General features: G+C 40.5%; 22 protein-coding genes. 17 read left to right on the top strand and 5 right to left on the bottom strand.

Translation table 11 applies throughout. The features are described 5' to 3' along the window. Positions 1 to 45 precede the first annotated feature (45 nt). The 4 genes from PQ478_RS02505 (at position 46) to PQ478_RS02520 (ending at position 3,709) form a co-directional block, all read left to right on the top strand. Positions 46 to 1,623 carry an LXG domain-containing protein gene (locus PQ478_RS02505; RefSeq protein WP_289235735.1) on the top strand — a complete coding sequence of 526 codons (1,578 nt, stop codon included), beginning with the start codon at positions 46 to 48 and terminating at the stop codon, positions 1,621 to 1,623. Positions 1,624 to 1,667: 44 nt separating this feature from the next. Next, complete coding sequence (locus PQ478_RS02510) at positions 1,668 to 2,015, top strand: hypothetical protein (RefSeq protein ID WP_289235736.1); 348 nt, start codon at positions 1,668 to 1,670, stop codon at positions 2,013 to 2,015. Positions 2,016 to 2,449: 434 nt separating this feature from the next. Next, positions 2,450 to 2,782, top strand: coding sequence for a hypothetical protein (locus tag PQ478_RS02515; RefSeq protein ID WP_289235737.1), 333 nt, complete (start codon positions 2,450 to 2,452; stop codon positions 2,780 to 2,782). Positions 2,783 to 2,905: 123 nt separating this feature from the next. Beyond that, positions 2,906 to 3,709, top strand: coding sequence for a YfjC family protein (locus tag PQ478_RS02520; RefSeq protein WP_289235738.1), 804 nt, complete (start codon positions 2,906 to 2,908; stop codon positions 3,707 to 3,709). A 20-nt stretch (positions 3,710 to 3,729) separates the two neighbouring features. Here the strand turns inward: PQ478_RS02520 and PQ478_RS02525 are convergent, their stop codons facing one another. Beyond that, a complete protein-coding gene (locus PQ478_RS02525) occupies positions 3,730 to 4,680 on the bottom strand; it encodes a hypothetical protein (RefSeq protein WP_289235739.1) in 951 nt (316 codons plus the stop codon). 518 nt (positions 4,681 to 5,198) lie between these two features. Between PQ478_RS02525 and glsA the strand changes: the two genes are divergently transcribed. The 9 genes from glsA (at position 5,199) to PQ478_RS02570 (ending at position 16,749) form a co-directional block, all read left to right on the top strand. Continuing rightward, positions 5,199 to 6,143, top strand: coding sequence for a glutaminase A (gene glsA, locus PQ478_RS02530; RefSeq protein WP_289235740.1), 945 nt, complete (start codon positions 5,199 to 5,201; stop codon positions 6,141 to 6,143). A gap of 936 nt (positions 6,144 to 7,079) precedes the next feature. Continuing rightward, positions 7,080 to 8,447 carry a sigma-54 interaction domain-containing protein gene (locus PQ478_RS02535; protein WP_289235741.1) on the top strand — a complete coding sequence of 456 codons (1,368 nt, stop codon included), beginning with the start codon at positions 7,080 to 7,082 and terminating at the stop codon, positions 8,445 to 8,447. An 88-nt stretch (positions 8,448 to 8,535) separates the two neighbouring features. Then, a complete protein-coding gene (locus PQ478_RS02540) occupies positions 8,536 to 9,927 on the top strand; it encodes a YjiH family protein (RefSeq protein WP_022629768.1) in 1,392 nt (463 codons plus the stop codon). Between the two features lie 41 nt (positions 9,928 to 9,968). Further along, on the top strand, positions 9,969 to 11,309 hold the full coding sequence (locus tag PQ478_RS02545) for an aspartate aminotransferase family protein (protein ID WP_289235742.1): 1,341 nt from the start codon (positions 9,969 to 9,971) through the stop codon (positions 11,307 to 11,309). 135 nt (positions 11,310 to 11,444) lie between these two features. Then, positions 11,445 to 12,281, top strand: coding sequence for a methyl-accepting chemotaxis protein (locus PQ478_RS02550; RefSeq protein WP_289235743.1), 837 nt, complete (start codon positions 11,445 to 11,447; stop codon positions 12,279 to 12,281). Positions 12,282 to 12,497: 216 nt separating this feature from the next. Beyond that, positions 12,498 to 13,763 (top strand): M20 family metallo-hydrolase, encoded by a 1,266-nt coding sequence (locus tag PQ478_RS02555; RefSeq protein WP_289235744.1) that lies wholly within the window; start codon positions 12,498 to 12,500, stop codon positions 13,761 to 13,763. 27 nt (positions 13,764 to 13,790) lie between these two features. Then, positions 13,791 to 14,027, top strand: coding sequence for a DUF3311 domain-containing protein (locus tag PQ478_RS02560; RefSeq protein ID WP_012957467.1), 237 nt, complete (start codon positions 13,791 to 13,793; stop codon positions 14,025 to 14,027). A gap of 19 nt (positions 14,028 to 14,046) precedes the next feature. Beyond that, positions 14,047 to 15,564 (top strand): sodium:solute symporter family protein, encoded by a 1,518-nt coding sequence (locus PQ478_RS02565; protein WP_289235745.1) that lies wholly within the window; start codon positions 14,047 to 14,049, stop codon positions 15,562 to 15,564. A gap of 27 nt (positions 15,565 to 15,591) precedes the next feature. Beyond that, positions 15,592 to 16,749 (top strand): M20 family metallopeptidase, encoded by a 1,158-nt coding sequence (locus tag PQ478_RS02570; protein ID WP_289235746.1) that lies wholly within the window; start codon positions 15,592 to 15,594, stop codon positions 16,747 to 16,749. Between the two features lie 27 nt (positions 16,750 to 16,776). Here PQ478_RS02570 and PQ478_RS02575 read toward each other — a convergent pair whose 3' ends face one another. Genes PQ478_RS02575 through kynU form a run of 4 tightly spaced genes read right to left on the bottom strand, consistent with a single transcriptional unit; the run spans position 16,777 to position 20,924 of the window. Further along, positions 16,777 to 18,120: a sodium-dependent transporter gene (locus tag PQ478_RS02575; protein ID WP_022629775.1), complete on the bottom strand. Its 1,344-nt coding sequence runs from the start codon at positions 18,118 to 18,120 to the stop codon at positions 16,777 to 16,779. 23 nt (positions 18,121 to 18,143) lie between these two features. Beyond that, the gene (gene kynA, locus PQ478_RS02580; RefSeq protein ID WP_012957471.1) at positions 18,144 to 18,995 is read right to left on the bottom strand and encodes a tryptophan 2,3-dioxygenase; all 852 of its coding nucleotides are present in this window, start codon (positions 18,993 to 18,995) and stop codon (positions 18,144 to 18,146) included. 19 nt (positions 18,996 to 19,014) lie between these two features. Continuing rightward, the gene (kynB, locus tag PQ478_RS02585; protein WP_289235747.1) at positions 19,015 to 19,647 is read right to left on the bottom strand and encodes an arylformamidase; all 633 of its coding nucleotides are present in this window, start codon (positions 19,645 to 19,647) and stop codon (positions 19,015 to 19,017) included. Then, positions 19,647 to 20,924, bottom strand: coding sequence for a kynureninase (gene kynU, locus PQ478_RS02590; RefSeq protein ID WP_289235748.1), 1,278 nt, complete (start codon positions 20,922 to 20,924; stop codon positions 19,647 to 19,649). Before kynU ends, kynB begins: the two co-directional genes overlap by 1 nt. 143 nt (positions 20,925 to 21,067) lie before the next feature. On the opposite strand from kynU, the gene PQ478_RS02595 reads away from it, so the two are divergent. The 4 genes from PQ478_RS02595 to PQ478_RS02610 all read left to right on the top strand — a co-directional run bounded on the left by PQ478_RS02595 (position 21,068) and on the right by PQ478_RS02610 (position 26,611). Continuing rightward, a complete protein-coding gene (locus PQ478_RS02595; protein WP_289235749.1) occupies positions 21,068 to 21,676 on the top strand; it encodes a TetR/AcrR family transcriptional regulator in 609 nt (202 codons plus the stop codon). 77 nt (positions 21,677 to 21,753) lie between these two features. Next, the gene (locus PQ478_RS02600) at positions 21,754 to 22,944 is read left to right on the top strand and encodes a M14 family metallopeptidase (RefSeq protein ID WP_289235750.1); all 1,191 of its coding nucleotides are present in this window, start codon (positions 21,754 to 21,756) and stop codon (positions 22,942 to 22,944) included. A gap of 126 nt (positions 22,945 to 23,070) precedes the next feature. After that, positions 23,071 to 24,807, top strand: coding sequence for an ABC transporter ATP-binding protein (locus PQ478_RS02605; RefSeq protein WP_289235751.1), 1,737 nt, complete (start codon positions 23,071 to 23,073; stop codon positions 24,805 to 24,807). Further along, positions 24,800 to 26,611: an ABC transporter ATP-binding protein gene (locus PQ478_RS02610; RefSeq protein ID WP_289235752.1), complete on the top strand. Its 1,812-nt coding sequence runs from the start codon at positions 24,800 to 24,802 to the stop codon at positions 26,609 to 26,611. The genes PQ478_RS02605 and PQ478_RS02610 overlap by 8 nt, the downstream gene beginning before the upstream one ends. Positions 26,612 to 26,720: the final 109 nt, after the last annotated feature.

A 26,720-nucleotide genomic window follows, 5' to 3' on the forward strand; every position in this document is an offset into this window, starting at 1 on the left:
AACAGAAACGTCTCTTTAAAAAATCTAAAGTGGGTGATGGGGGAAATGAAAGTATTAGATGTGAGTGCTCTTGATTTTGCCATTGATGAAACAAAACGCACTCTCACAAAACAAAGCGAACAGATCCAGCAAATTGAACAAGCAATAAAATCATTCACATCACTTCAAGATTCCTTTAAAGGGAGCGGGGCTGATGCTATTCGTTCGTTTTACGAAGAATGCCACCAGCCATTTTTATTGTTATTCCAAGCCGTCATTGATGAGTATTCTTCGATTCTTGATCAGATCAAAGGGGCAATGTATTCGTTTGAGCCAGCACCGAATGGTTTTATTCATCAACAATTTCTAGACGATGACTTAAACCAAGGATTAGAGCAGGCAAGAAATACAACCATGTATCTGACTGATCAAGCGAATTCGATTATGCAGCGTGTATCAGATATTCTACACCTGCCGCGTGTAAGCGATGACGATGTGCTGATGCATATTGATCAAGCGAAAAAGCATGTGATTGAGACAAGTGAGAACATTATGCACTTCGACTATGAACAAACGAATTCCTTGCATACAGTAGAAGAAAGTTTACGAATCATGAGTCAATACCTGACAACGATCTCCAATATGTTTGCCCAGCAAGGATTTGCGATCTCATCCTTTATATCGGGTCAATTAAAGGAAGATGTTAGCTATAAAATGGTAAATGAAACGCTTCTATCGAAAACGGGTCAAAGTATAGAACAAAGTACACAAAATAAAGAAGAATCACCATCTTGGGTAGGAAGAGTGCTAGACTATTTTAATAGTGCGAACCAAACGATCGGGTTCTCTGATTTAGCTGTAGTCGGGTCACAGTTTGCGATGTCGACTTCTACCATCTATTTAACGAGAAAATTAAAAGTTAAGTATCTACCTGATAAAACACCGAGTATTATGCAAAGATTAAGAGGAGACTATCGTTTTTCGGTGGGTGCTCATGAGTCGTGGACGAGTAAAAGCAAGCACAGCTCGAAAACAGCAAAGTTCTTACTAGACTTCTCAAGGTCACAGCAAACCAATCCAATGGCACAAGGACTGCAGCGGTTTGCAGCAAGCTACAACAGCCCGTCGCATATGCTGAGCCATCTGGCGGGGTTCCCTAAAAACCACACAGGCTCCATTGTCGGATCAACCTTGCAAACTACGTTCCAGTCAAGAATGACAACAGGAACGAAAGAAATTGTAAAGCAGGTTTTTGATGCAAAGGGTTTGCAGACTGTGGGGAGAAGGGTTCCGATTGTAGGGACAGCGGTTTCGTTTGTAGGGCATTTATCAGAATTTACTAGTCCAAATAATGAAAATAAGTCTTTTGGTGAAAAGTTGGGAAGAAGTTCAGCGGGATTTTTAGCGGATGCTGGAGCAATAACTTTAGGTGCGAAAACTGGGGCTCTCATAGGAAGTGTTGGTGGTCCAGTTGGAGTGATAGTCGGTGGTGCAATAGGGGGGGTAGCAGGAAGTGTTATTAGTTTAGCGGCAGGTGACAAGGTTAAGAACTTAGGTGAGAGAGTAGGTTCAGCAACCGAATCAACATATAAAAATATCAGTAAAGGATTTTCCTCCACAACAATAGGTAAATGGTTTAATTAACTAGTACTAAGCTGAAGAGTAGTAAATGTAGGGGGGGAATTTATATGTTGTCGGAAGGTGTTATTGAGTGGTTTGAGTTGTTTTTTTCATATATTATTATGGCGCAACTCTCTTATGGATTCCTCGTTTTAATATTAGGGGCAACTATCATTGAGTATTACGAGTGGGGAATCTTTAGACCAGCTGAAACGAAATTTCAAAAAGCGACCAATTTCTTTTTAAAATCGATTATAGGTATAGGTCCGTACTTCTATCATCGTTTTTCTAAATACAGAGTGCTAAAAAGTAAACTATATTATTTAATTACATTAATAGGGTTGACTGTGCTTGGTTTAATATTAATTGGTGTAATAAGGTTAATAGGAAGAACAATTGTTAAAATATTTATCTGATCAACCTTAAGTATACAAATATTTAAGAATTACTTATTTAATAACCAGGAAGAGTACTATGACTGAATCAGAAGTATCAAATTTAATTATTATCATTGCCTCGCCTATTCTTTCACAGATTAGTTATGCGTTCTTGGTTTTAATTTTAGGGTCTGTCATAGTGGAGTATTATGATTAGGGAGTCTTTAGACCAGCTGAAACTAAGTTCCAAAAGTTCACGAACTTTATTATGAAAGGTATGTTCGGAGCAGGCTTTTATTTTTATCATAAGTATAGTAAGCATAATTGGCTAACAGCAAAAGTCCTATACTTTTTTACTTTTATAAGCATATGTATTGGAGCATTTGTTGCATACAGATTACTTTGGTTTATTCTAAGAACTATAGTAAAGGTGCTAGGGATTGAGTTGTATTAAGTAGATTGAAGGAGTTCAGATGTTAGCAGAAATCATTACCTTTATAGATAATCTTTTATTAATGCTCATTGCCTCACATTTTGGATTTGGCCTTGGGATAATGTTTGTTGGTAAATTATTAGTCGATTATTACGAGTGGGGTATATTTGATCCTCCGGAAACTAAGTTTCAGAAGGCAACAAATATTTTTATGAGGTCAATAGTAGGTTTATGTCCTTACCTTTATAATAGATATAAAAAATATAATTGGTTAGTAGCTAAGTTGTTATATATAGTCTCTTATCTACTGTTAGGGATATTAGCATTAATTTTGTATCAAATTCTCAGCGGTTTATTAAATTTATTAGTATAAAATAAGTATATAAATATATTATGTAGTATCATCTACATATCTTTATTTATTTGATCAGTTTTAAATTAAAAAGCTTATTGATACGTAAACGATGAGCAATACCGAAGGATGTGTTATAGGCAAATGAATTTTGTAATGAAGTGTTCGACTGAGGAGCTGGCGCTGCTCGTATCGTTAACCGGATATCCGAATGTAGCAAAAGGAATTCTAGAGACAGGACTAGGGAGGAAAACTCAACAAGAGTGGGATGCTGTGATGGAAGCGACAGCTCATCAATTAATGGTAAAAGACCTTTGGGTAGAAGTTGCTGAACGTAACGGGGACATTCCATTAAGTGAGGAAATGCAGATGTTTATCAAATCCTATGTTGAGTCAAATTATATGATTCGTATTCCTGATGCGCCAAATCAACATGCGGCAATGCTGCATCATATCCAAGGAGATACATGGCTGCTTCACTCAATCGACCGCGATATCATTCATGAATTTGCTTATATGACTGTAGATGAAATGCCTCAGATGATCAAAGATTATTATGCAATTAGCGAGAAGCAGCCGGACGAACAAAGAACATTTGCCCTATCTGATGAAACGTTTGACTTACTAAGTGTGCGAGATAATGTAAAGAAGGTACAGATGCTTGCAGATCTCGCGCCTGAAGAAGAAATACACTTCCAAGCGTTTTTAACAGATCTAGATCACCATGCATGGACTCTTCATAATATCTCATTCTTTCATATTCCTTCGATTGATAAGGATCCCTTACTAGAGAACATCACGTTCTTCTTGCCGGGTAGTGAAGGGGTCTGGGTCGTAAGCTACCAAGATGGCGAAGAACTTCCTGTTCGAGTGACGCTTGAATCAACGGAAGAGTGGAATGCAATGGCAGAAGGTGTAGCCGTTGTTGCTAGACAAATAAGTGAATAAAGATAAAAAGCATTCAACTATTATTTAGGTGAATGCTTTCTTTTGTTTCTCCTAATACAATTTGCCATCACACCTAGATGATCATTTAATCGTTTAGTGAAAAGTAGATTCCAAGTAGGAATGCGGATCTCTTCATCATTTTTTAAATGGAGGTTTAGCGAAAACGGTGGCTGTGCTCCAAATGAGAAGTAAGTCATGTCATGAAAATAGAAGGTTTGATCGTTGTAAATCAATTTGTGCTGATCATACCTAAAAAGAACCGTATCTCTTCTGAACAGCCAAATAGTAGTGTAGAAGATACGTATCAAAAAACGGTAGATTCCAAGTAACACTAAATATCCAAAGGTTAAGGAAATAAATAAATTAAAATCAACTACCACTAATATGTACATTATGAAACCAAATAGAGCAAGAATCGCAAATTGAAACAATAGATTTAAGACTCCCTTTATCCGGCTGTACGTCACAATGATGGTTTCACCATCATTAAGATATAACTGTGGTTTTTCTTTTTCTACTTTTTTATGCTTTTCATAATCCTTTTTTCTTTCTACATAAAGCTTATACCAATCATCATCTGATAAAGTCATCTCTGAATGGTGGATATCTCTCGTGAAAATAATAATGTCCCACTTTGTAAATAGCCAAATATGAAGCAGCAGGAAGCCAATGAAGAATAAAATGTACAAGTGGAAAGAAAACGGAATAATAGAAGCAAGTGAGTTATAAGCAATCGTGATAGGAATGGTGAGTGAGAGAAAAATAGTTACTCCATGAACCACGCGTATAATTAAGCTGTCAAGAAAATTGAGCGTATAAGAAGTTAACCTCTTTAACGTTGCTGCAAATAGATAGCTAATAATTAAAATGAAAAATATATAGCCGAGAAGTGTACTTATGTCAGCTGCTTTTTCCACGAAAAATTCGCTCGCTGTGATGTAGGCGATAAATATAATGAAGAAAGCTGACAAGAACATGCCTGCAAATAATAATATTTTCATAAATGCTTGTTTTATAATGAACGCCTCCCACCCAATTAAAAATCTACCAGAAAAAGTATTGCACCAATTACTAGCCTGGTCAAGACATACGCACAAAAAAAGCCAAGAGGTCGACTTTTATCAAAAGCAGACCTCTTGGCTTTTTTTAGTTCTACATGATTACTTCTGTGTAGATACAACCTCTTTCTTAGCTTCCTCTAACATATTGTTAATTGATTGGATATACTCTTTTAAACTCATGATAACTCCTCCTTGTGTATGTAGTGTTTTTATATTTAGTATTTGTTTTTTGTTTTTTGTTTTGTTACCTATATATTTGCCAGTTTCTCTTTTCTATAAACCTATCAATCTATAAATGAGTAAATAGTCTTATGAGCGGATTAGGAGAAGGTTATCTCAACGGAAGATGGTCTTATCTTTCTGGTGAAAAAGTTGGTTAAGCAAGGGGTTTTCAGGGAATCAATTAAGTATACAGGGGAGGAATAAAGATGAATCAAATAAAAGAAGATATTAAGGATTATTTAGAAAAGATCATAAAAGAAGAAAAGCAAGCAGCAAGGGACGGCAAGATCCCTGAATATATTGAAAAAGTAGACAATGAAGATCATGGAGCAGTATCTATGGCCATGATGGGACTAGATGGCAGATACGTACAAGCTGGTGATGATGAAGGGACCTTTTCAATCCAGAGTATATCTAAAATCATATCACTCGCTGTGGCTTTAATGGATCAAGGAGAAGAAAAAGTATTTAAGCATGTCGGCAAAGAGCCGACTGGAGACCCTTATCATTCACTAAGCAAGATGGAGCTGCAAGAAGACGGCGGGCCGTTGAATCCGATGGTAAATGCGGGGGCGATTGCTGTTGTCGGTCAAGTAAAAGGAAGTTCCGTGGATGAAAAATTTGGCAGGATCCTTGATCTGACAAGGAAGCTTGCTGGCAACGACAAAATTGATTATAACCCCGAGATTGTAAAAGCAGAAGGACATGACCTTAATCGTGCCTTATTCTATTATAATCGCTACGGCGGATATATAAATGAGAAGCATGACCTTGAAGATGTGCTTCCTGTCTACTGGCGGATGACATCGATTGAAATGAATATTAAGGAATTATCAAGGATTGCTGCTGTCATTGCCAATTATGGCGTAGATATTGAAACGGGTGAGGAACTGATTCCAAGAGATGTTGTGAGAGTGTTAAAGACATTTATGGTTACTTGCGGGATGTATGATCAATCCGGTGCGTTTGCTGTAGATGTAGGAATTCCAGCTAAAAGCGGAATCTCTGGAGGAATCATGGCAGCCATACCAGGCAGAATGGGAATTGGTGTACTTGGCCCGGATTTAAATGAACACCGCAATAGTATTGCCGGTATACGTTTATTAAGAAATATATCAGAACGCTGGAATTTAAGTTTATTTAATCAGTAGCAAGAAGGCTTGGATTAGAGTGATGGAGAGTGCATGGAAAACGATCTGATAAATAATGTAAAACAAGGCGACATTCATTAAATGGGTGTCGTCTTGTTTAGTTTTAAATTGCTTTTTTAGAATACAACTCTAGTATGTTAGAGTTGAATCGCCGCTCCTGAACTATGCTTCGCTTTCTGCGGTGAGCTGCTGAGCTTCCTCGGGCTTTGGCCCTGTGGGATCTCAGCCCTGCTCTAGGCACCGCAGGAGTCTTCGCATATTTCATCCGCTGGGTTGTTGCTTTATGTAATGATGATGTGGAGCGAGCTAGTAGTGGTTCGTTTCAAATCTAAAAAAGCAGACATCCGTGGGCCATCTGCAAAGAACACTTAACAGATGCATATAGAAAGGGAGCACTTACAATATCCCTCCTCCGTTGATTGTAGCGGAAAGCGTGCGCTTGCAGCGGAGATCAACACTTATGGCAGGAGGGACTCTTTCAATGTGCGCGTGTCCAGCGGTGTCCTTCTGGCTTTTTAGAACAAAAAAGCGCCCTGATGAAGGCGCTCAAAATAGGAGGTCATGACGGAGGTTTGGCGGAGAAAGTTTTTATGCAGCAACGCATAAGTCAAAATAAAAGAATAATAGAGCGTTTGCTGATCCTTGATGTTTCTCACGTTCATCAAGAATAATACAGTGTACGTAGATTCAGCAGATTTGCGTAGACTAACCGACAGTATTTAAATAAAATCCGCTGATGATGATAGGGCCATATCATTGGCATACTAAGCAAATGGTTGAACTCTCTCGTTATAACGAGAAGTTCTCTTTTTATGCAAAAATGTATTATCTATTCAAAAATGAATAAAGCCAGTGTACAATAAGATAAATTCTGAAAATACATAAAAATAAAATAATTAATTATTCATAGATGAATAAAACTCAGGAGGATAGAACATGAGGATGAGAAAAGCGGAAGAAAGCGAAGAAATTTTAAACGCACTGAAAGATGATTTACTAGTAACAGATAAAAATGGTCAAATCTTAAGGGTGAGCGAAGAAACAAAAGCATTATATGGAATAGAGGAGAGAGAGATTGTAGGGGCTTCTGTATATGACCTAGAAAGACAAGGGGTTTTTACTCCAATCGTGACTCCTCTTGTGTTAAAAAAGAAGGATCGTGTCAATATTATTCAAACGACAAACAAAGGTAGAAAGTTGTTAATAACCGGAGTGCCTGTTTTCGATGAAGAAGGCGAGGTATACAGAATTGCATCGTATTCTCATGACATTACTGAAATGGTGAATATGAAGCATTTTTTAGCTGAGATGCAAGATGAGATGGAAAGGGTAAAAAATGAAATCGAGGTACTGCGTAATCAGCAGATGAAAAACACTGGCTTTGTTGGGAGCTCTTATGAAATGAAAAAATGTTTATCTGTCGCAAAACAGGTGGCGGAAGTTGATGTGAACGTTCTCATTCTAGGAGAGTCGGGTGTAGGGAAGACTCATTTAGCAAAGCTTATTCATAGAGAGAGCGGGCGTTGTGATAAGCCGTTTATTGAAGTGAACTGCGGTGCTATTCCTGAAAGTCTTTTTGAATCAGAGTTCTTTGGGTATGAAGCTGGGTCTTTTACCAGTGCAAATAAAAAAGGAAAGCTTGGTTTAGCAGAGCTAGCCGAAGGGGGAACGCTTTTTTTAGATGAAATAGGAGAGCTGTCCCTTCCATTACAAGTAAAGGTCTTACGTTTTATCCAAGAAAAACAGTTTTACCGGGTAGGGGGTACGAAGCCGAGAACAGTTGATTTCAGGCTGATTGCTGCAACAAACCAGCCGTTAGAGCAGTTAGTTCAAGAAAAGAAGTTTAGAGAAGATCTTTATTTTAGATTGAATGTTGTTCCAATCCGTATACCGCCGCTAAGGGAGCGAACAACCGATATTCTCCCCCTGCTAGACCATTTTGTTGAACAGTTCTCAAAGAAATATAACCGCAGCAGGCTGCTTGATGATGCGGTGAAACAGCAATTATTTAAGCAGCCGTGGCCAGGAAATATTCGAGAACTCATTAATTTAATCGAGAGGCTCGTAGTTGTTTCTACTTCAGAAATCATTACAATTAATGATTTGCCTGAATCTTATTATCTTCCGTATGGACAAGCTTTAGAGCTAGAAGAGAAGACGCTGCCTGAGATCCTTGAAGGAGTCGAGAGAGAGGTTCTCCAAAAAGCTAAAACTCAATATAGGACCACTGTTGAGATGGCAAAATATTTAGGTGTCAGTCAACCTACAATAGTCAGAAAATTAAGCAAATATAAAATAAAATGATTAATTGGTACATTTATTGCATTATAAAAAGTTACACATCTAGAGAAGCATGTAGGTCTAAAACTAAAGGGTAAGGTGAGGTGCTTTTATGGAGTTAGAGAAAAAGGAGATTTTAGTTTCAGAGTTTGAACGAGAAGAAACGATGACCACAACCAACAAGTTGAAATTCATTATCCCATCAATAGTGGGCTTGTTTCTATTTCTTATTCCATTAAATTATGGTGGGAAATGGACCATTGGAGTCGGAATTTTAGCTGAAACTGCTCAGGGAATAACTGCTGATTATCTCCCAGCCTTTATGGTAGCAGTGCTCTTGTTATCGGTTGTATTAACAATCGCAGCAAACGTAGCCAAGCCTCAATGGATCATGAACTCTGCTTTTTTAAAAGGCTTGTTTCATGTCAGCGGCTTTTGGCTGGTGATGCGAGCAGCAGGGGCATTGTTTGCCGTTATGGTCATTTTTGAAATAGGACCTGCCTTTATCTGGGATGCTTATACAGGAGGGACAGTTCTGTATGAATTAGTTCCTGTACTCACGATGTGGTTTCTATTTGCCGGCCTTCTTATGCCTTTATTGCTGGAGTTTGGATTAATGGACTTTATTGGAACTTCACTTAGAAAAGTGATGCGCCCTTTATTCCGTCTTCCTGGCAGGTCCTCCATTGATGCGGTTGCTTCTTGGATGGGAAGCGGTACGGTAGGGGTGCTTATAACCACAAAGCAGTATGAGGAAGGATTCTATACAAAACGCGAAGCAGCGGTCATTGCGACGAATTTCTCTGTTGCATCAATCGCGTTTAGCTTAGTCGTCATCAGTTTTATCGGTCTTGATTATATGTTTATTCCATTTTATTTGACGGTTATCGTGGCAGGGTTGATTGCAGCCATTATCTGTCCTAGAATTCCGCCGCTCTCAAGAAAAGCGGATACGTACTATGAGGGGGCTGGGAAACAAATTTCAGAAGAAGTGCCTGAGGGGAAAACGAGCAGACAGTGGGCGTTAGAAAGAGCTGTAGCTACAGCTTCAAAAGTGAAAAGTGTGAAAGGTGTAGCAACAAAAGGTTTTCAAAATGTCTTAGATATTTGGTTTGGGCTCATCCCGCTTGTCATGGCATTAGGAACGATTGCTTTAATTGTTGCCGAATACACATCTGTCTTTACTTATTTATCCTATCCTTTTGTACCGATCCTAGAATTACTTAGAATCCCTGAGGCGCAAGCTGCTGCCCCGGCGTTACTCGTAGGCTTTGCAGACATGTTTTTGCCTGCTGTGGTGGGGAGCGGTATTGAAAGTGAGTTAACGCGCTTTGTTATTGCAGCCGTTTCAATGACTCAGCTTATCTATATGTCTGAGATTGGAATTTTACTGCTTCGCTCAAAGATTCCTTTGAGCCTGCTTGATCTAGTCATTGTATTTTTTCAGCGTACGATTATTACATTGCCGATTATTGTGTTCATGGCGCATGTCTTTTTCTTCTAAGTGAACGGATCATCAATTATTTATGAAAGGGAGCGAGGCATATGAGTACTGCGGATTGGAGTTACCTGCGAGAAAAGTCAGCTGAACGATTAGCACCAAGCATGGCAAAAGATCATCCTAATTTGCCTGTTGTAAAGGAAGAGGGCTGTTATTACTACGGGGTAGATGGCGTGAAATATTTGGATTTTACATCAGGAATTGCGGTGACGAATGTGGGACACCGCCACCCGAAGGTTGTTCAGGCTATTAAGGAAGCGGCTGATCAATTAACACATGGGCCGATTGGTGTCGTTCAATATGAATCGATTTTAAAATTAGCAGATGAACTCGCTGATATCCTGCCGGGTGATCTTGATTGTTTCTTTTTTGCAAACAGCGGGACTGAAGCGATTGAAGGGGCGTTAAAATTAGCTAAATTTGTGACAAAGCGGCCCTATGTCGTTTCATTTACAGGATGCTTTCACGGCCGGACACAAGGGTCACTTGGGGTAAGCACATCTAAAAGTAAGTATCGAAAATTCCTTCAGCCAAATGGGTTAACTTACCAGGTTCCTTATTTTAATCCGTCTGATCCAAGAATTCTTGATGAGGAAGGTGAAGTGGTAGAATCGTCAGCGTGCGCGCTGCTAGAAGAAGAATTTACGAGCCTGTTTAAATTTCAAGTATCACCTGAGGAAGTAGCAGCGGTGATCTTAGAGCCCGTTCTTGGAGAAGGAGGATATATAATCCCGCCTGCCTCTTGGTTAGCTAAGGTAAGGGAGATTTGTAACCGTCACGATATACTGCTGATATTTGATGAAGTCCAAACAGGGTTTGGCCGCACAGGAAAATGGTTTGCGGCTCAAACATTCGGGGTCACTCCAGATATTATGGCAATTGCTAAAGGAATTGCTTCAGGTTTGCCGCTTAGTGCAACGGTAGCAAATCACAAGCTCATGCAGCAATGGCCGCTTGGAAGCCACGGAACAACCTTTGGAGGAAACCCGATAGCTTGTTCAGCTGCATTAGCCACTTTAGACGTTCTAAAAGAAGAAAATCTATTAGATAACGCCAGAGAAGTCGGTGCCTATGCAAGAGAGAGGCTCAATTTATTAAAAGAGAAGTATGAGATGATTGGAAGCATTCGTAGTGTCGGGTTGATGATTGGGATAGAAATCATTGAGCCACACACAAAGAAGCCAGATGGAGCTGCAGTGCTGAGGATATTAGATTTAGCCCTGCAGGAAGGTGTTTTATTTTATCTATGCGGCAATGAAGGAGAGGTCATTCGAATGATCCCGCCGCTTAGCGTGACAAAAGAGCAAATTGACGATGGCTTAGATATGCTTCAGCGCGCGTTAGTAAAGTATAAAGAAGAAACGCATCAGCCGGCATCCCTCTAGTAAGCCTTCATTTAAGGCCTGCCTTCTAGTAATAATTGTTTTATCTTGTACTTACCGCAAAGACATGATATCAATAGATTATAAAACTATTTACCTATATCTATTGTATGGTGTAAAAGTGGATGAGGTGGAAGAATGAGTACGGGTAAAACAGATCAAGAAATATTAGATTCCATTGTAACAGCAGCTCCATTTATTCAAAAGGCGGCTAAAGAAGAAATTGCCATATCTATATGTGACCATGAAACATGGTTGTTGCAGCTAGATCACCCTAATCTAGTTCTTGGTAATAAAACCGGTGACCCTGTATCTAAAGAAGATCCAGTCATTCAAAGTGCTTTAAATGGAAAGGGCGAGATGGGGCGGCCTCCGTTTGAGGTTTACGGCATTCATTTCTTTGGGAAAACGACGCCGATCATGAACGATGGCAGAGTGATTGGGGCCATAGGGATGGCTTATAATATTGAAGTATTAATGAAAATGGAGAAAAATGTAGAGAAGCTCAATGACATAACAGTGAGCATTCAGAAGTTAATTGAACAGATCATTTCTCAAGCTGATCAGCTTCAAGAGACGAATAATGAATTATATCAGCTGTCTGAGAGATCAAAAGAGAATTCTGAAGAGGTTAATCATATTCTTGAATTGATGAATAAGATCTCCAGACAGACGAATATTTTAGGTTTAAACGCTAATATTGAAGCGGCACGAGCTGGTGATGCTGGGAGGGGATTCTCTGTTGTTGCAAATGAAGTTCGTACGATCTCTAAGGAGACAGCAGCTTCCTCAGATAAAATTAATGAATCCATTACACTCATTAAAGGAAACTTAGAACAGATGATTGATAGTTTATCGACGATAAGAGGGCTGACAACTGAGCAGACTGAGCTTGTTAAGAATGCTGCCCAAACGCTTGATACTCTATCAACCATTATCTATCAGCTGCATGATTATATGAAGACATTAGGCTAAGCGAAAATACTCTATCAGGTGATGATAGGGTATTTTTTAGTCTGTTTGAACCAAATCGGACTAATTGTTAAATGATCTGACACCACAGACGCTATCTAAGGCAGTCATTTTTACAAAGTGTCAAATCATTCTCGTTATTTTAGAAACATCTTGTACAATTAAATATTTGAATATTTAGAATAGAATAAAGGTAACACTTTTATTGGGGGGATCAGAATGAAAACCACATACACCGCTTCAAACTTAACCGTAAATAAGGAACGACTCCAGTCACGCATTGAGGAGCTCGCTGAAATTGGGAAGATTGCTGAAACTGGAGTATGCAGACTTACCTTATCAAAAGAAGATAAAGAAGCTGTCCTAAAAGTAAAAGGCTGGATGGAAGAAGCTGGTCTCGAGACGAAAATAGATGATTTTGGGAACTTAATCGGGCAATGGGCAGGCGCTGATGACAGCCTTCCGATCCTAGTCGTAGGCTCTCATATAGATAGTCAGCCGTATGGCGGCAGATTTGATGGAGTCATTGGAGTTCTTGGTGCTCTTGAAGTTGTACAAACAATGAGAGAGAAAGGGGTCCAGCCTAATCGTACAATAGAGGTTATCGCATTCAGTGATGAAGAAGGATGCCGCTTTGATAAAGGCTTGTTCGGAGTAAGAGGCATCTTGAATCAGCTAGAAAAGGGAGAGCTTGATCGGGTGGATAAGGACGGGATTTCACGCAGAGAAGCCTTAATTGAGTTTGGGTGCAATCCAGATGAATTAGCAAAATCTGTTTACCCAGAGGGGCGGATTGGTGAATTTCTTGAGCTGCATATTGAACAAGGACCGATCCTTGATCGCAGCGAGGTGCCGGTTGGAATTGTGACAGGTATATCTGGTCCGCTCTGGCTGACGTTAGACATTCAAGGGTTTGCCGGACATGCGGGCTCTGTTCCAATGTCTTATCGTCAAGATGCACTCGTTGCGGCAGCTGAAGTTACTCTGACGTTAAATGAGCTTGCAACAATGGATCCGGAAGCACCGACTGTAGCGACGGTTGGAAAAATGGAGGTATTCCCTAACTCGAGAAACATCATTCCAGAACGAGTTCGGATGACCATTGATCTGCGTGATATTGACCTCGAGAGAAGGAGAGATATTGAAGCCGCTCTTTATCAATCCATTGATCATATTTGTGAGAAACATCAAGTAACCCATACGATCCGTGTTGATACAGAGAGTGATCCTAGATATTGTGCAGAAACGATTATGAATGATATGCGTGCTTCTGCGATTGAGATGTTTGGAACTTCTGTCCCTGAATTAATGAGCGGACCATTCCATGATGCTTTAGCGATGTCGACCGTATGTGATTACGGCATGATCTTTGTCCGTTGTAAAGATGGGATCAGTCATAACCCAAAAGAGAGTGCAGAATTCGATGATATTACACTTGGTACAGAGCTATTGTATCAGACGGTTTTAAAAAGAGCTGCGAAGTAGAGCACTTCATTTAAGGGGGGACGGTTGATGTTTAAACGATATCCTAAAAAGAAGAAAATCTTGTACAGCTTGATCATCCTATGCTTTATCGTACTTGAGACGCCGCTTATCTTATTAGCGAATACGACGGAACCGTTTGTTTTAGGAATGCCATTTTTCTTGTTTTGGAATTTAGTATGGTGGTTTGTACTCACCGGATTATTTTTCATTGGCTATATGACAAATTGGGGCAGTGCTGAAAGTAAAGAGGCTGATATCAGTTGAGATGTAGGGGGGATGCAAGTTGACTATAGGCGTATTAATTATTGCGGCATTTATGATTATTCCGCTTGTCGTTGGGTTCTTCGCTGCAACGAAATCGACCAAGACAAGTGAGGATTTCTTTATTCAAGGCAGGGGAATGGGTGCGATTGCAGTCTTCTTTACCGTAGCAGCAACTTGGTGGAGCTCCTTTGCGTTTTTAGGTTCAAACGCTACGTTTTATACAAATGGTCCTGTTTATTTAACCGCTCTTGCTTGGAATTTACTCTTTGGGTTTATGTACTATTGGGTTGGAAAACGGGTCTGGTTCTTAGGGAAGCGATTTAATTACATCACCGCATCAGATTTATTAGGGGATTTCTACAATAATGAAAAGCTGCGGATGATCGTCGCTGGAATCTTGCTCGTATTTACGATTCCTTATTTGCAAATTCAATTAACCGGGGGCGCCTACTTGATTGAGGTAGCTTCAGGCGGAGTTATACCTTTTTGGTTAGCAGCATTAATGTTTTATTTCATCATCGTAACCTATGTATGGGTAGGTGGAATCCGCGCCGTTGCTTGGACCGATATTATTTACGGAGCGCTGTTATTCTTTGGGATGATGTATGCGGGATTTTATATTTCGCAGCATGTCGGCGGGCCGAGCGGTTTATTTGAGGGCTTATTAGCAACAAGTCCAGAACACCTCACGCTTCCTGGCCCGCAAGGTGCGATGGGCTATCCGATGTGGTTCAGTTTATTCGCAGTGACAGCAATCGGAGCGTTTATGGGACCGCAGATTTGGCTTAGAATGTATTCGGTAAAAAGCGGGAAGCTGTTTAACCTAATGCCGTTTTTATTAGGCTTTGCGGCCATTGCCTATATGGGATCGCTTCTTGCGGGTTTTACAGGGGTGCTGCTCGAGCCGGGGCTGGCAAACCCAGACCAAATTCTTCCGGTCATGTTGATGGAGTATGCGCCATTTGCCTTGGCATCGCTTATTTTAGCAGCTGGTGCAGCAGCAGCGATGTCGACAGCGAACTCACAAATCCATGCAATCTCAACTATTGTAACAATGGATATTTATAAACGTTATCAAAATCCTAAAGCGAGCCAAGAAAGTATCATTAAAGTAGGCCGCTGGTCATTAATTGTCTTCTCACTGATTGCATATGTTATGGCTCTTGTTGTACCAGGAGTTCTTGTCACGATTGGGATTGCAGCACTTGCAGGGACGGCTCAGCTCTTAGTACCTACCATTGGAGCAATCAGCTGGCGTCGTGCTCATCCTACAGCGGCGATCTGGGGGCTTGTAGTCAGTATTGCAGTCGTTCTCTTATTCACATTTGTTCCAGTATTAAAAAATCCTCTCGGGTTCCATGCCGGTGTGTGGGGATTACTAATTAATACGGTTCTCTTTATAGGAATCAGCTTGATGCTTAAGCGAACAGACAAAGAGGTAGTCAGTCGATTTGATACGGCTAGAAACGAATACAACAAATTGTATCATCCTGAGCTTGCAGATGATGAAATCGATACAAAAAGAGAAGCTCTATAGGAAATACAAAATGGAGTGGTGATAAGTGTGAGCGTAACAGAAGTCGTAAACTTAACAAGGGAACTCATTCAAATCCCTTCAGAAAACCCAACCGGAAATGAATTGGCTTGTGCGAGATATATTGAATCGTGGTTGAGAAGAATTGATGGCATTGAAGTGAGTGTTCATGAGGTAGAAGAGGGACGGTGTAATATTATCGCCGCTTATCACGCATCGGTGAAGACGAGTCGTCCCCTGGTCTTCATCGGTCATATGGACACGGTGCCGGTTGAAGGAGATTGGACGTACCACCCTTTTGGCGGTCAAATTGTGGATGGGAAGCTTTATGGAAGAGGCGCCTGTGATATGAAAAGCGGTTTAGCTTGTGCCTTAATAGCTTTAAAGAATCTAGCTGAGACGAAGGTTGAATTAGAACGGGATGTCGTTGTTATCGCAAGCATTGATGAAGAAGGTCCTTATATGAAGGGGGCTGTCGCTTTAGAAAAAGAACATCTCATTCCAGAGGATGCTCTATTAGTAGCAATGGAGCCAACGAGCCTCACCATGTCGACCTCACATAAAGGAACGATTTGGTATGAACTCAATGTTGAGGGAAAGAGTGCGCACGGCGGCAATGCCCACTTAGGAGCAGACGCTGTACATGCTGCTTCTGAAGTGATCAGCCGCTTAAAGCAGCAGGTCGCAGCACTCCCTTATGATCATCTGATATTCGGTAAGCCAGCGATCTCAGTCGGGAGTATCAGCGGGGGGCATAAAACCAATATGGTCGCAGGGTCATGCCGCGTCGAACTGGATTTCCGCCTCGTCCCGCCGATGACAAAGGAAGAAGCAAATGCCATTATGAAAGCATGTGTAAGGGAAGGGTGCGAGTCCGTACCAGGAACGAAAGCACTCATCAAGCATTACGGCTGGCAAAGGCCTCCTATTGAGACGGATGCTGACAGCCCGCTTGTTAAAATGCTTTCACAGAGCTATGAAAAAATTAAAGGCGAGCGTATCAAGGAAACGGGATTTCCTGCTTATACAGATGTCAGCATGATCAGCTTACGAAATGGAAATAAGGACATTATTGTCTTTGGACCAGGTGATTTAGATCAAGCACACGCTGTGGACGAATATGTTGAAATTGATCAGCTTGAAGTTTGTACAGAGGTATTAATGGAATTGGCCCGATCACAAGAGTGACCGGGCTTTTTTTTGAGCATTTTTCGATTAAACAATTCCTAACGTATTAATGAATACAATGATAATTACGATAGGGACAATATATTTCATTAAGAAGATCCATAAAGAAAAGAATCCTTTAGCTAAACCATTGCCGCTCAAAAATTCCTGCTCCATTAAACGCTTCTCCATTTTAAAGGAAATGAATAAAGCGATGAATAAGCAGCCAAGCGGCAGCATGATATTACTTACTAAAAAGTCGGTCGCATCAAAAATCGGTCTTCCAAAGAACGTGACATTTGATAGCAAGCCAAATCCGAGAATGGTTGGAATCCCTGCTAGAAATACAACCAGTCCAGTATATCCAGTTACTTTCTTTCGACTGCGCTGATTGCTTTCTGTAAAAGCAGAAATGATGATCTCAAGTAAGCTAAAAGAAGAAGTAAGGGTAGCAAAGAGAAATAACAGCAAAAATAAAGCTAAGAAAAGTTCACCTAGAATCATTTCAGCAAAGACTGCAGGCAGGACAATGAACAATAGACCAGGTCCTTCTGTAGGCTCAAACCCCAAGGCAAAGATAGCCGGGAAAATAGCAAGTCCTGCAAGTAAGGAGACAAATAGGTTCATTCCGACAACAGACGTAGCTGCTGATGGAATGCTTTCTTTTTTATCAAGGTACGAACTATATGTAACTAAACATGAAAACCCGACAGCTAAGGCAAAAAAGGATTGTCCTAGCGCATAAAGCACACCTTCGCTTGTTATTTTAGAGAAGTCTGGCTGTAAGAAGAAACGAACCCCCTCACCTGCGCCTTCAAGGGTCAGTGAACGTGCAACTAAAATAAGAAAGAATACAAACAGCAAAGGCATAAGAAACTTATTTGCTTTCTCAATTCCGTTTTTAATACCTAAAGACAAAACGAGTACATTAATAAGCATGAAAGCAAAGAGCCCGAGTAGTCCTATCCATGCTGTACTGGTAACCATGCCGAATAAAGCCCCGTAATCAGGTGTATTGCCGATAATCTGACCTGTAACGGCAAGGACTGTATAGGTTAATACCCATCCTCCCACCACACTATAAAACGAAAGAAGGAGAAAGCAGCCTAGCACACCGAACTTACCAATCCATGTCCAGCCGCTGTTTGGTGCAAGCTTTTTGTACGCTGTAACCGCTTCCTTTTTTGACCCGCGTCCAATTACAAATTCCGCAATCAGCATAGGAAGTCCAATCAGAAGTGTAAAGGCAATAAAGAGGAGGAAAAACGCTCCTCCGCCATTCGTGCCTGTTACATAAGGGAACTTCCATATGGCGCCAAGGCCGATCGCGGCCCCGGCTGATGCGAGAATAAATCCTAGTTTAGATGACCATTGCTCTCGATGTTCTCCCATCTTATTTCCCCCTTAGTATGTTTTTAGATTTCAGTTCGTAAACTCCATAACTCAGGGAAGAAACGTTGATCAAGAACTTTTTTCAAGTAATTAACCCCGGAAGATCCACCTGTTCCTACTTTAAAGCCAATGATACGTTCTACGGTCTTCATATGACGGAAACGCCATTGCTGCAGCCAATCTTCAATGTCTACTAACTTCTCAGCAAGCTGATATAAATCCCAATAATTTTCTACATCACGATAGACAGTAAGCCAAGCATCTCTTACGCTGTCGTCTTCTTCATATGGTTTTGAGTAATCACGATTCAACACTTCAGGATTAATCTTAAATCCAGCTTCAGCCAGCGCATCAATAGCTACATCATACAGTCCAGGACCTTCGTAAGCCTCTTTTAATTGCTTGTGAAGCTCAGCATCTTTTTCATAAATCTTCAAAATATGAGGCGTCTTGTAGCCAAGAGCAAACTCAATTAAACGGTATTGATACGACTGGAAGCCTGAAGCTTGACCAAGTGAATCTCTGAATTCCATATATTCAGCTGGTGTCAGAGTAGATAATACATCCCACGCTTGGATAATTTGTGATTGAATTTTAGATACACGAGCAAGCTGTTTAAAGGACGTCTGCATATCACCTGATTGGATAGAGTGAATCGCTGCATTTGTTTCATGCAGAATAAGCTTCATCCAAAGTTCACTGACCTGATGAATGACAATAAATAACATTTCATCATGATGGTCAGATAATCGCTCTTGTCCAGATAAGATTTGATCGAGTTTAAGGTATTCACCATATGTCATATTATTAATGAAATCAGTATGGATGCCTTTTTCATTGGCTGTCGTTTTAGTTGAATAAGACTCTTTTGTCATGTTCATTCTCCTTTAGAATCTAAGATTGTTTGCGGATAACTGCCCGTACAGGACTTCCATCCCCTTCTCTAATAGGAAGAGGAAGGGCAATTAATTCATAATCACCGTCTTCTACATGATCGAGCATAATATTTTCTAAAATCGCAATATCATTTTTAAGCAAGGCATGATGTCCTTCTAGCTCCTTACTAACCGGATGGTCCACTGACGGCACATCAACGCCGATTAATTGGATCCCGCATTGTTTCAGGTGGTCGGCCCCGCACGGAGTCACGTACGGAAAGTCTTCTGGGAAGTGAGCAGGATTATTAGGAACCGATGTTTTAACAAGGACTCTTGTGACACCTGATAAGTCAAATTGGCTGAAGGCATGCTCGTCTAATTTCTCAAAAGCAGATGCATTAATCACACGAGCAGTGCCTGTATACCGGTTAATATCAAGGTTAAGTACGCGAGCCCCGTCATTATCAAAATGGAAAGGGGCATCAATATGTGTACCAGAGTGTAAGCTCATTGTCAGCTTCCCAATATTCACTGAACCTGTTTGCTCTTTTGTATATTCGGTCACATAGTGAAAAGGGGTATCGCCAGGCCAATGGGCGAGTTTCTCATCTAATGGCTGTGAAATATCAATCCATTGATTATCCTTCATCAGGCCACGACACCTCGCTTGTTTTCATACTTTTTATAGAGTTCATTGTCCATAATTTCTTTTAAGATCTGCACGCTGGTCCATACATCCATATAGGAATTGTAGAGGGCTACAGGTGCTAAACGAATTCCGTTAGGCGAACGGAAATCAGGGATTACTCCTTTATCTTTCAATGCCTTACAAATACGAGCGGCTTCTGGATGTTCAATATATAAGTGGCCTCCGCGGCGCTCGTCTTCATCCGGGTTTCTAAATACAAAGCCGTGCCCATCAAGCTCTTGGATCATGACATCTTTCATAAATCGAGTCATCTTTAGTGATTTTTCTCTAATTTGTCCAATGCCTGCTTCTTCAAATATTTCAAGAGAACCGAGGATCGGCGCAACACTTAATACGTGAGGAGTTCCAATTTGGAAAGCACCTGCATCATCAGCTGGTGTAAGGGTATGCTCCATATCAAACTGCTTTTCTTTATGTGAGCTGAACCAGCCTGCTAACCCTGGCATTGTACCGAAATGCTTCTTATTCACATATAGTGCTCCAACAGAGCCCGGGCCGCCATTTAAGTGTTTATAGTTGCACCAAAAAGCAAAATCTACATCCCATTCGCTTAATTTATGAGGGATCGAACCAATCGAGTGGCAAAGGTCAAATCCAATAAGGATGTTGCGCTTATGAGCCTCTTTGGTCAAACGTTTCATGTCTAGAATCTGCCCGCTCCGATAAAGAATACTTGGAAGCAAGATTAACGCTATGTCCTCAGTCATCGCTTCTATAATGTCGTCTTCATTTAAAGTGTGGCCGTCTTTACTCTTCACTTCAATTAAATGATCGTGGTAGTCTAGACCCTTTAACGTAATTTGACTTTGCAGCGCATAAATATCACTTGGGAAGTTCAATTCATCAGCCAATATTTTTGTACGACCTTCAACCGGCTTATAAAACGTAGAAACTAATTGATGCAGATTGGTTGTTGTGGAACCGGTTACAATCACTTCTTCAGGTGCTGCTCCGACTAATGGAGCCATCTTATCTCCTACTGTTTCTGATAAATAGAACCAAGGATTGTTCCCATCAGTCCATCCGTCTATTCCCAGTGTCTTCCATGAATCTAACAGGTCCAGCAGGCTTTTTTCTGCCCGCTTAGATAGTAGTCCTAACGAGTTTCCATCTAAGTAAATGCTGTTTTTATTTAAATAAAATTCTTCTCTGAAACGTGCAAGTAGATCTTGTTGATCAAGCTCTAGTGCGTTGTTGGATGTTAATTGTTTTGTCATTATGGTCCTCCTTATTTCACTGATAAACTTATCGAGTGAAAAGTAAGAATACTTTTGATATTATTGTATAAGAGAAACTGACATGGCGTCAATGACATTATGTCAGTTAAATGAATGAGAGAGTTATTAGGAGGAAGACTGCAATGAAGAAACGATCTGCAAGGGAAGAGAAGGCGATTCAGACACGAGGGCGCCTGCTTCAAGCTGCCGAAGACGTTTTTATTGAACAGGGATTTGTGAAAACGACCATTTCTCAAATTATTAAACATGCCGGATTAGGATATGGCACTGCGTATGTTTATTTTCGGAATAAAGACGAATTATTTATAGAGCTTGTTGATGAATTAATGGATGCCTTTTATGAAGTGGGAGAACGTTCTTTTACACCCGTTTCAACTAAAGAAGCAGCAAGTAGTATTAGAGAACAGGTTGAATTGTTTCTCACACTTGCCCAAAAAGAAAGCCGCTTAATGAGCGTATTAAAAGAGGCAAGAGGCTCATCTGAAGTCATTGATGAAAAGTGGAATGAGATCCGTGAGCGTTTTATTAAAAGCATTACAAAAGATATCACCTTCGCTCAGACAAATGGATTAGCTTCGCCGCGTCTTGACGCAGCGCTTATTGCAAGGGGATGGTTTTATGCCAATGAGATGTTCATGTGGGAATGTGTCACAGGACAATGTCGTCATTCAATTAAACAGTTAAGCGAACAACTGACAGAGCTTTATATGAATGGTCTGTATAGGAGCTAGCTGAAAACATAACTCATGAATTAGCGCACGGCCTCATATTCTGTTATATCGACTATTGGCGGGATGGAGGGAGACCTATGCTTGTTCGGGTTAGACGAGGAGATAATTTATGGTACTACAGCCAGTTGTTTCGGCTTCCGCTCCAATTAGTGATTGATTCAAATGGTGGGGTAAACCCTAATGCCTTGCAGGTTGGAGCACTGGCAAGAATCCCAGGATATACGATACAATCTTACACCATTCAATCAGGAGATACATTTTGGACGCTTTCAAGAGAGTTTGGTCTGCCAATCGATTCTATCTTTCTGCTAAATCAGCAAACGAACCCTACTATGCTTCAAGTTGGAACTAATTTACTTCTTCCAAGAAGAGTCACAGCTAAAATAGCTGATATAACAGATGACTATCGCTTCTCTAAAATGACTGCAGACTTGGATCAATTAACTGAGATCTACCCCTTTATCAGAAGAAGAGTGATAGGAAGGAGTCTCATGGGAAAACCGATCGAAGAAATTAAGGTGGGTAATGGTCCAAAACGAGTTCATTTGAATGGCTCTTTCCATGCTCATGAATGGATTACAACGCCTGTATTAGTAGATTTCTTAAATGAGTACCTGCTTACCATGACGAATCAGCAAACGATAAGAGAGATACCTGTTCTGCCATTTTATAATGAAGTAGAATTATCGATTGTCGCAATGGTTAATCCTGATGGAGTCGATTTAGTCATTGATGGGCTTCCGGACGAGGAGCCATATAGAAGCGATGTGCTTGAAATAAATAACGGGAGTACCGATTTCTCCGGCTGGAGAGCCAATATTCAGGGAGTGGATTTGAATAATCAGTATCCAGCTAATTGGGAAGAAGAAGCTGCGACAAAGCCTGCTCAGCCTGCACCTAGAGATTTTCCTGGGTATGCTCCATTAACAGAACCGGAATCAATAGCTATTGCAGAACTTACAATAGAAAGTGATTTTAGCCGGGTTCTCGCTTTTCATACACAAGGAGAGGTTATATTTTGGGGATTTCAAGGGTTAGAACCGCCTGAGTCTGAAGTGATGGTAGGAGAGTTTGCAAGGGTTAGCGGATTTAGACCAATTCAATATGTTGATAGTTATGCAGGGTACAAGGATTGGTTTATTGAGCAGTGGAGAAGACCTGGGTTTACAGTAGAGCTCGGATTAGGGGAAAACCCGCTTCCTTTTTCTGATTATCCCAAGCTATATGGAGATGCACAAGCGATTATTCTTGCTTCTTTGTATATGTAAGAGAAGTGATCAGGCTCCCATTGTCTGATCACTTTTCTGTGTATTCAAATTAGTGGAAATCTTTATTTTGAGGTATGATAGAAAATAATCTTTCGTTTTACTAAGAAAAAGCTGGGGTGTCTGAACATGAGAAAGATTTTTACGTTTATTAAGCCATACCGATTCCCGATGTGGATTGCCATTGTACTAATGTTAGTAGAGCTAGCAGTTGAACTTTTTCATCCCCTTCTATTAGCAAGGATTATTGATGAAGGTGTTGTTGCTGGGGATATAGATATTGTTATAAGGTGGGGGCTTATTATGATAGGAATGTCATTTTTGGCTTTTCTATCAGGAGTGATTAATTCTTTTTATGCTGCCCATGTGTCGCAAAGCACAGGGTTTGATTTACGACAGAGCATGTATACAAGAGTACAGTCATTTGCCTATTCTAAACTGCAAAATTTTGAAACCTCGTCTCTTATTACAAGAATGACAAATGATGTGACACAAATTCAAAATACGATATTTATGAGTTTGCGAATTATGATGCGAGCCCCGTTGCTGGTCATTGGAGGCACCATTATGGCTTTTGTGGTGAATGCAAAGCTTGCGTTATTTCTTGTGGTCACAATCCCAATTCTTATCTTCTTTCTTATTTGGATGATGAAAAAGGGCGGCAGCATGTTTCGTGAAGTACAAAATAAGCTGGATCAACTGAATCATGTCATGCGCGAAAATTTAAAAGGGATACGTATTATAAAAGCTTTTGTACGGAGAAACCATGAAGGAAAACGATTTAACAAGGACAATGAACAATTAAAAGATCAGACGATAAAAGCGCTGCGGTTAATGGAAGTGACCATGCCTGTCCTTTTATTGTTAATGAACGGTACGATTATTGGAGTGCTCTGGTTTGGAGCGATCGATGTTGGAGCTAATCAAGCTCAAGTCGGTGAAGTAGTGGCAATTATTAATTATGCAACAAGAATTACTTCAGCTTTGACGGTATTTTCAATGATCATCATCGTCTTTTCAAGAGCAAGAGCTTCAGCGGCCCGTATTGATGAGGTTCTCTCAACTGAAACAGGAATGGAAGACGGAGATATTGAGACAGCTATTGAACAAAGTAAACAGAGTGATAAACATATCGAATTTAATCATGTAACGTTTAACTATCCAAGAAGCCAAAAAGATGTATTAAAGGATCTTTCCTTCTATGTGAAAAGAGGGGAAACAGTCGCTATATTAGGGGCAACGGGTTCAGGGAAGTCGAGCTTATTCCAGCTCATTCCTAGGCTGTATGATCCACAAAAAGGCTCCATTTCTATTGACGGGATCGACTTGCGGGAATGGGAAATGGGTAAGCTGCGCCAGATGATGGGTTATGTGCCGCAAGAATCTCTTTTGTTTACAGGTTCTATAAAAGAGAATCTAAGCTGGGGGAGAAAAGAGAGCACAGAAAGAGAGATGGAGGCATCTGCGAAAGCGGCTCAAATTCACGATACGATTACTGCTCTACCAAAACAATATGAAACAAGAATTGGGCAAAAGGGTGTCAATCTCTCTGGAGGGCAGAAGCAAAGGATTTCGATTGCCAGAGCTCTTATCCGGCAGCCGCGTATCCTGCTGCTCGATGATAGTACAAGTGCGCTTGATATGAAAACAGAAAGAAAGTTTTTGAAAGCATTAGAAGAATACCCTTGTACGACCCTTATTATTACACAAAAAATAAAGACCGCGATGGCAGCTGACCGGATTTTCCTTTTAGATCAAGGCCGGATGCTTGCTGAGGGATCGCATGAAGAACTGTTAAAGTACTCAGATCTTTACCAACAGATCGCTCAATCTCAGCTAGGAAAGGAGGAGATACACCATGTTTGATCCTTTGACTCGGCCATTTAAGTATCAACCAATTGATTGGAGAGCGAGTGAACCAGCAACAAAGGGCAAGAAAAAGGAAAGAGCGAAGGATTGGTCAGGCACATTGTCTAGGCTTTGGTCTTATTTAGCCGTATATAAGGGCAAGCTTTTCCTTGTTGTGCTTATGGTGGTAGCAAGTTCGGTACTGAGCTTGCTTGGTCCTTTTCTAGTCGGAGTTTCGATTGATCGATTTATTGTGACAAATGAATTAAACGGTCTAACGACACTGCTGGTATTCTTATTTCTTATCTATATTGGGCACTCAGTGAGCATTTGGCTGCAAAATTACTGGATGGTGGAGGTAGCACAGAAGTCTGTGTACGAAATAAGGATGCACCTATTCACACATCTTCAAAAGCTGCCGATTCCGTTCTTTGATAAGAGGCAGCACGGGGAATTAATGAGTCGTGTCACAAATGATATGGAAAATGTCAGTTCTACTTTAAATAGTTCCGTGATCCAAATTCTCTCAAGTGTATTAACGTTTATTGGCATCCTAGGAGTGATGATTTACTTAAGTCCATTAATGACAGTCTTGACACTTCTAATTATTCCAGTAATGGTGCTTGGGCTGAAATGGATAACAAGAAGAACAAGTGTCTTTTTTAAAGAGCAGCAGCGAAATATAGGTGATGTAAATGGATTTATTGAGGAAACTGTATCAGGGCAATCCATGGTGAAGGTGTTCTCTCAAGAAGAGAGGGTCATTGGCGAGTTTGAAGAGAAGAACCAGAAATTAAAGCAATCTGGGTTTTGGGCTCAAACGTACTCTGGATTTATTCCAAAGGTAATGAATGTACTTAATAATTTGAGCTTTGCAGTCATTGCAGGTGTTGGCGGTGTGCTCGTTCTTCAAGATGCAATTACGATAGGGGTCATCGTTATTTTTGCTGAATATGCTAGACAGTTTACTAGACCGTTAAATGATTTAGCTAACCAGTTCAACACGCTTCTCTCAGCAGTTGCAGGGGCTGAGAGAGTCTTTCAAATCATTGATGAGCCGGTAGAAAAAGATCAAAAAGACAGCCTGCCTGTACCTCAGTTTAAAGGGAATGTAGACTTTAGGAATGTCTCGTTTTCTTATGAAAAAGATGAGAAAATTATTGATGACATTAGTTTCACTGTCAAATCAGGTGAAACCGCTGCGTTCGTAGGGCCGACCGGAGCAGGGAAAACAACCATTATTAATATGATCTCTCGTTTTTATAACCCGGATTCAGGGGAGATCTTGTTTGATGGAGAACAGGTGAACAGGTATGACAGAGAAGAAGTAAGGAGGCAGCTGGGTTATGTTCTTCAAGACCCGTTTTTATTTGAGGGAACGATTAGAGAGAACATTCGGTATGGGAGATTAAATGCGACTGATGATGAAGTCGAACAAGCAGCCAAAGAAGCAAATGCTCACTCCTTTATTTCTCACCTAGAGGAACAATATGACACGATCCTTTCTCAAGACGGGGGAGGAATCAGTCAAGGGCAAAAGCAGCTTATATCGATTGCTCGTGCTTTATTAGCTGATCCCTCGATCCTGATTTTAGATGAAGCAACGAGCAGTATTGATACTGTCACAGAGTTGAAGATACAAGAAGCGCTCTTTAGATTAATGAGGGGAAGAACGAGCTTTGTTATTGCGCACAGATTGAATACAATTGAGAAGGCAGATAAAATTCTTGTGTTAGTAGATGGAAAGATTATTGAACAAGGAACGCATGAAGAACTTAGACATCAAAGAGGCTACTATCAGAAATTATACGAAGGGGATTAAAAGTAAGGCTGTACGCCTAATACTTCATAAAAAAATAGAGTCCATATCCTATGATCAAAAGAGCTGTGCTTTAGGGCAGCTCTTTATTTTAGGACCTTAGTTTCAGAAT

Origin of the sequence: Alkalihalophilus pseudofirmus, assembly GCF_029094545.1 — a bacterium.
GTDB lineage: Bacteria > Bacillota > Bacilli > Bacillales > Bacillaceae_D > Alkalihalophilus > Alkalihalophilus pseudofirmus.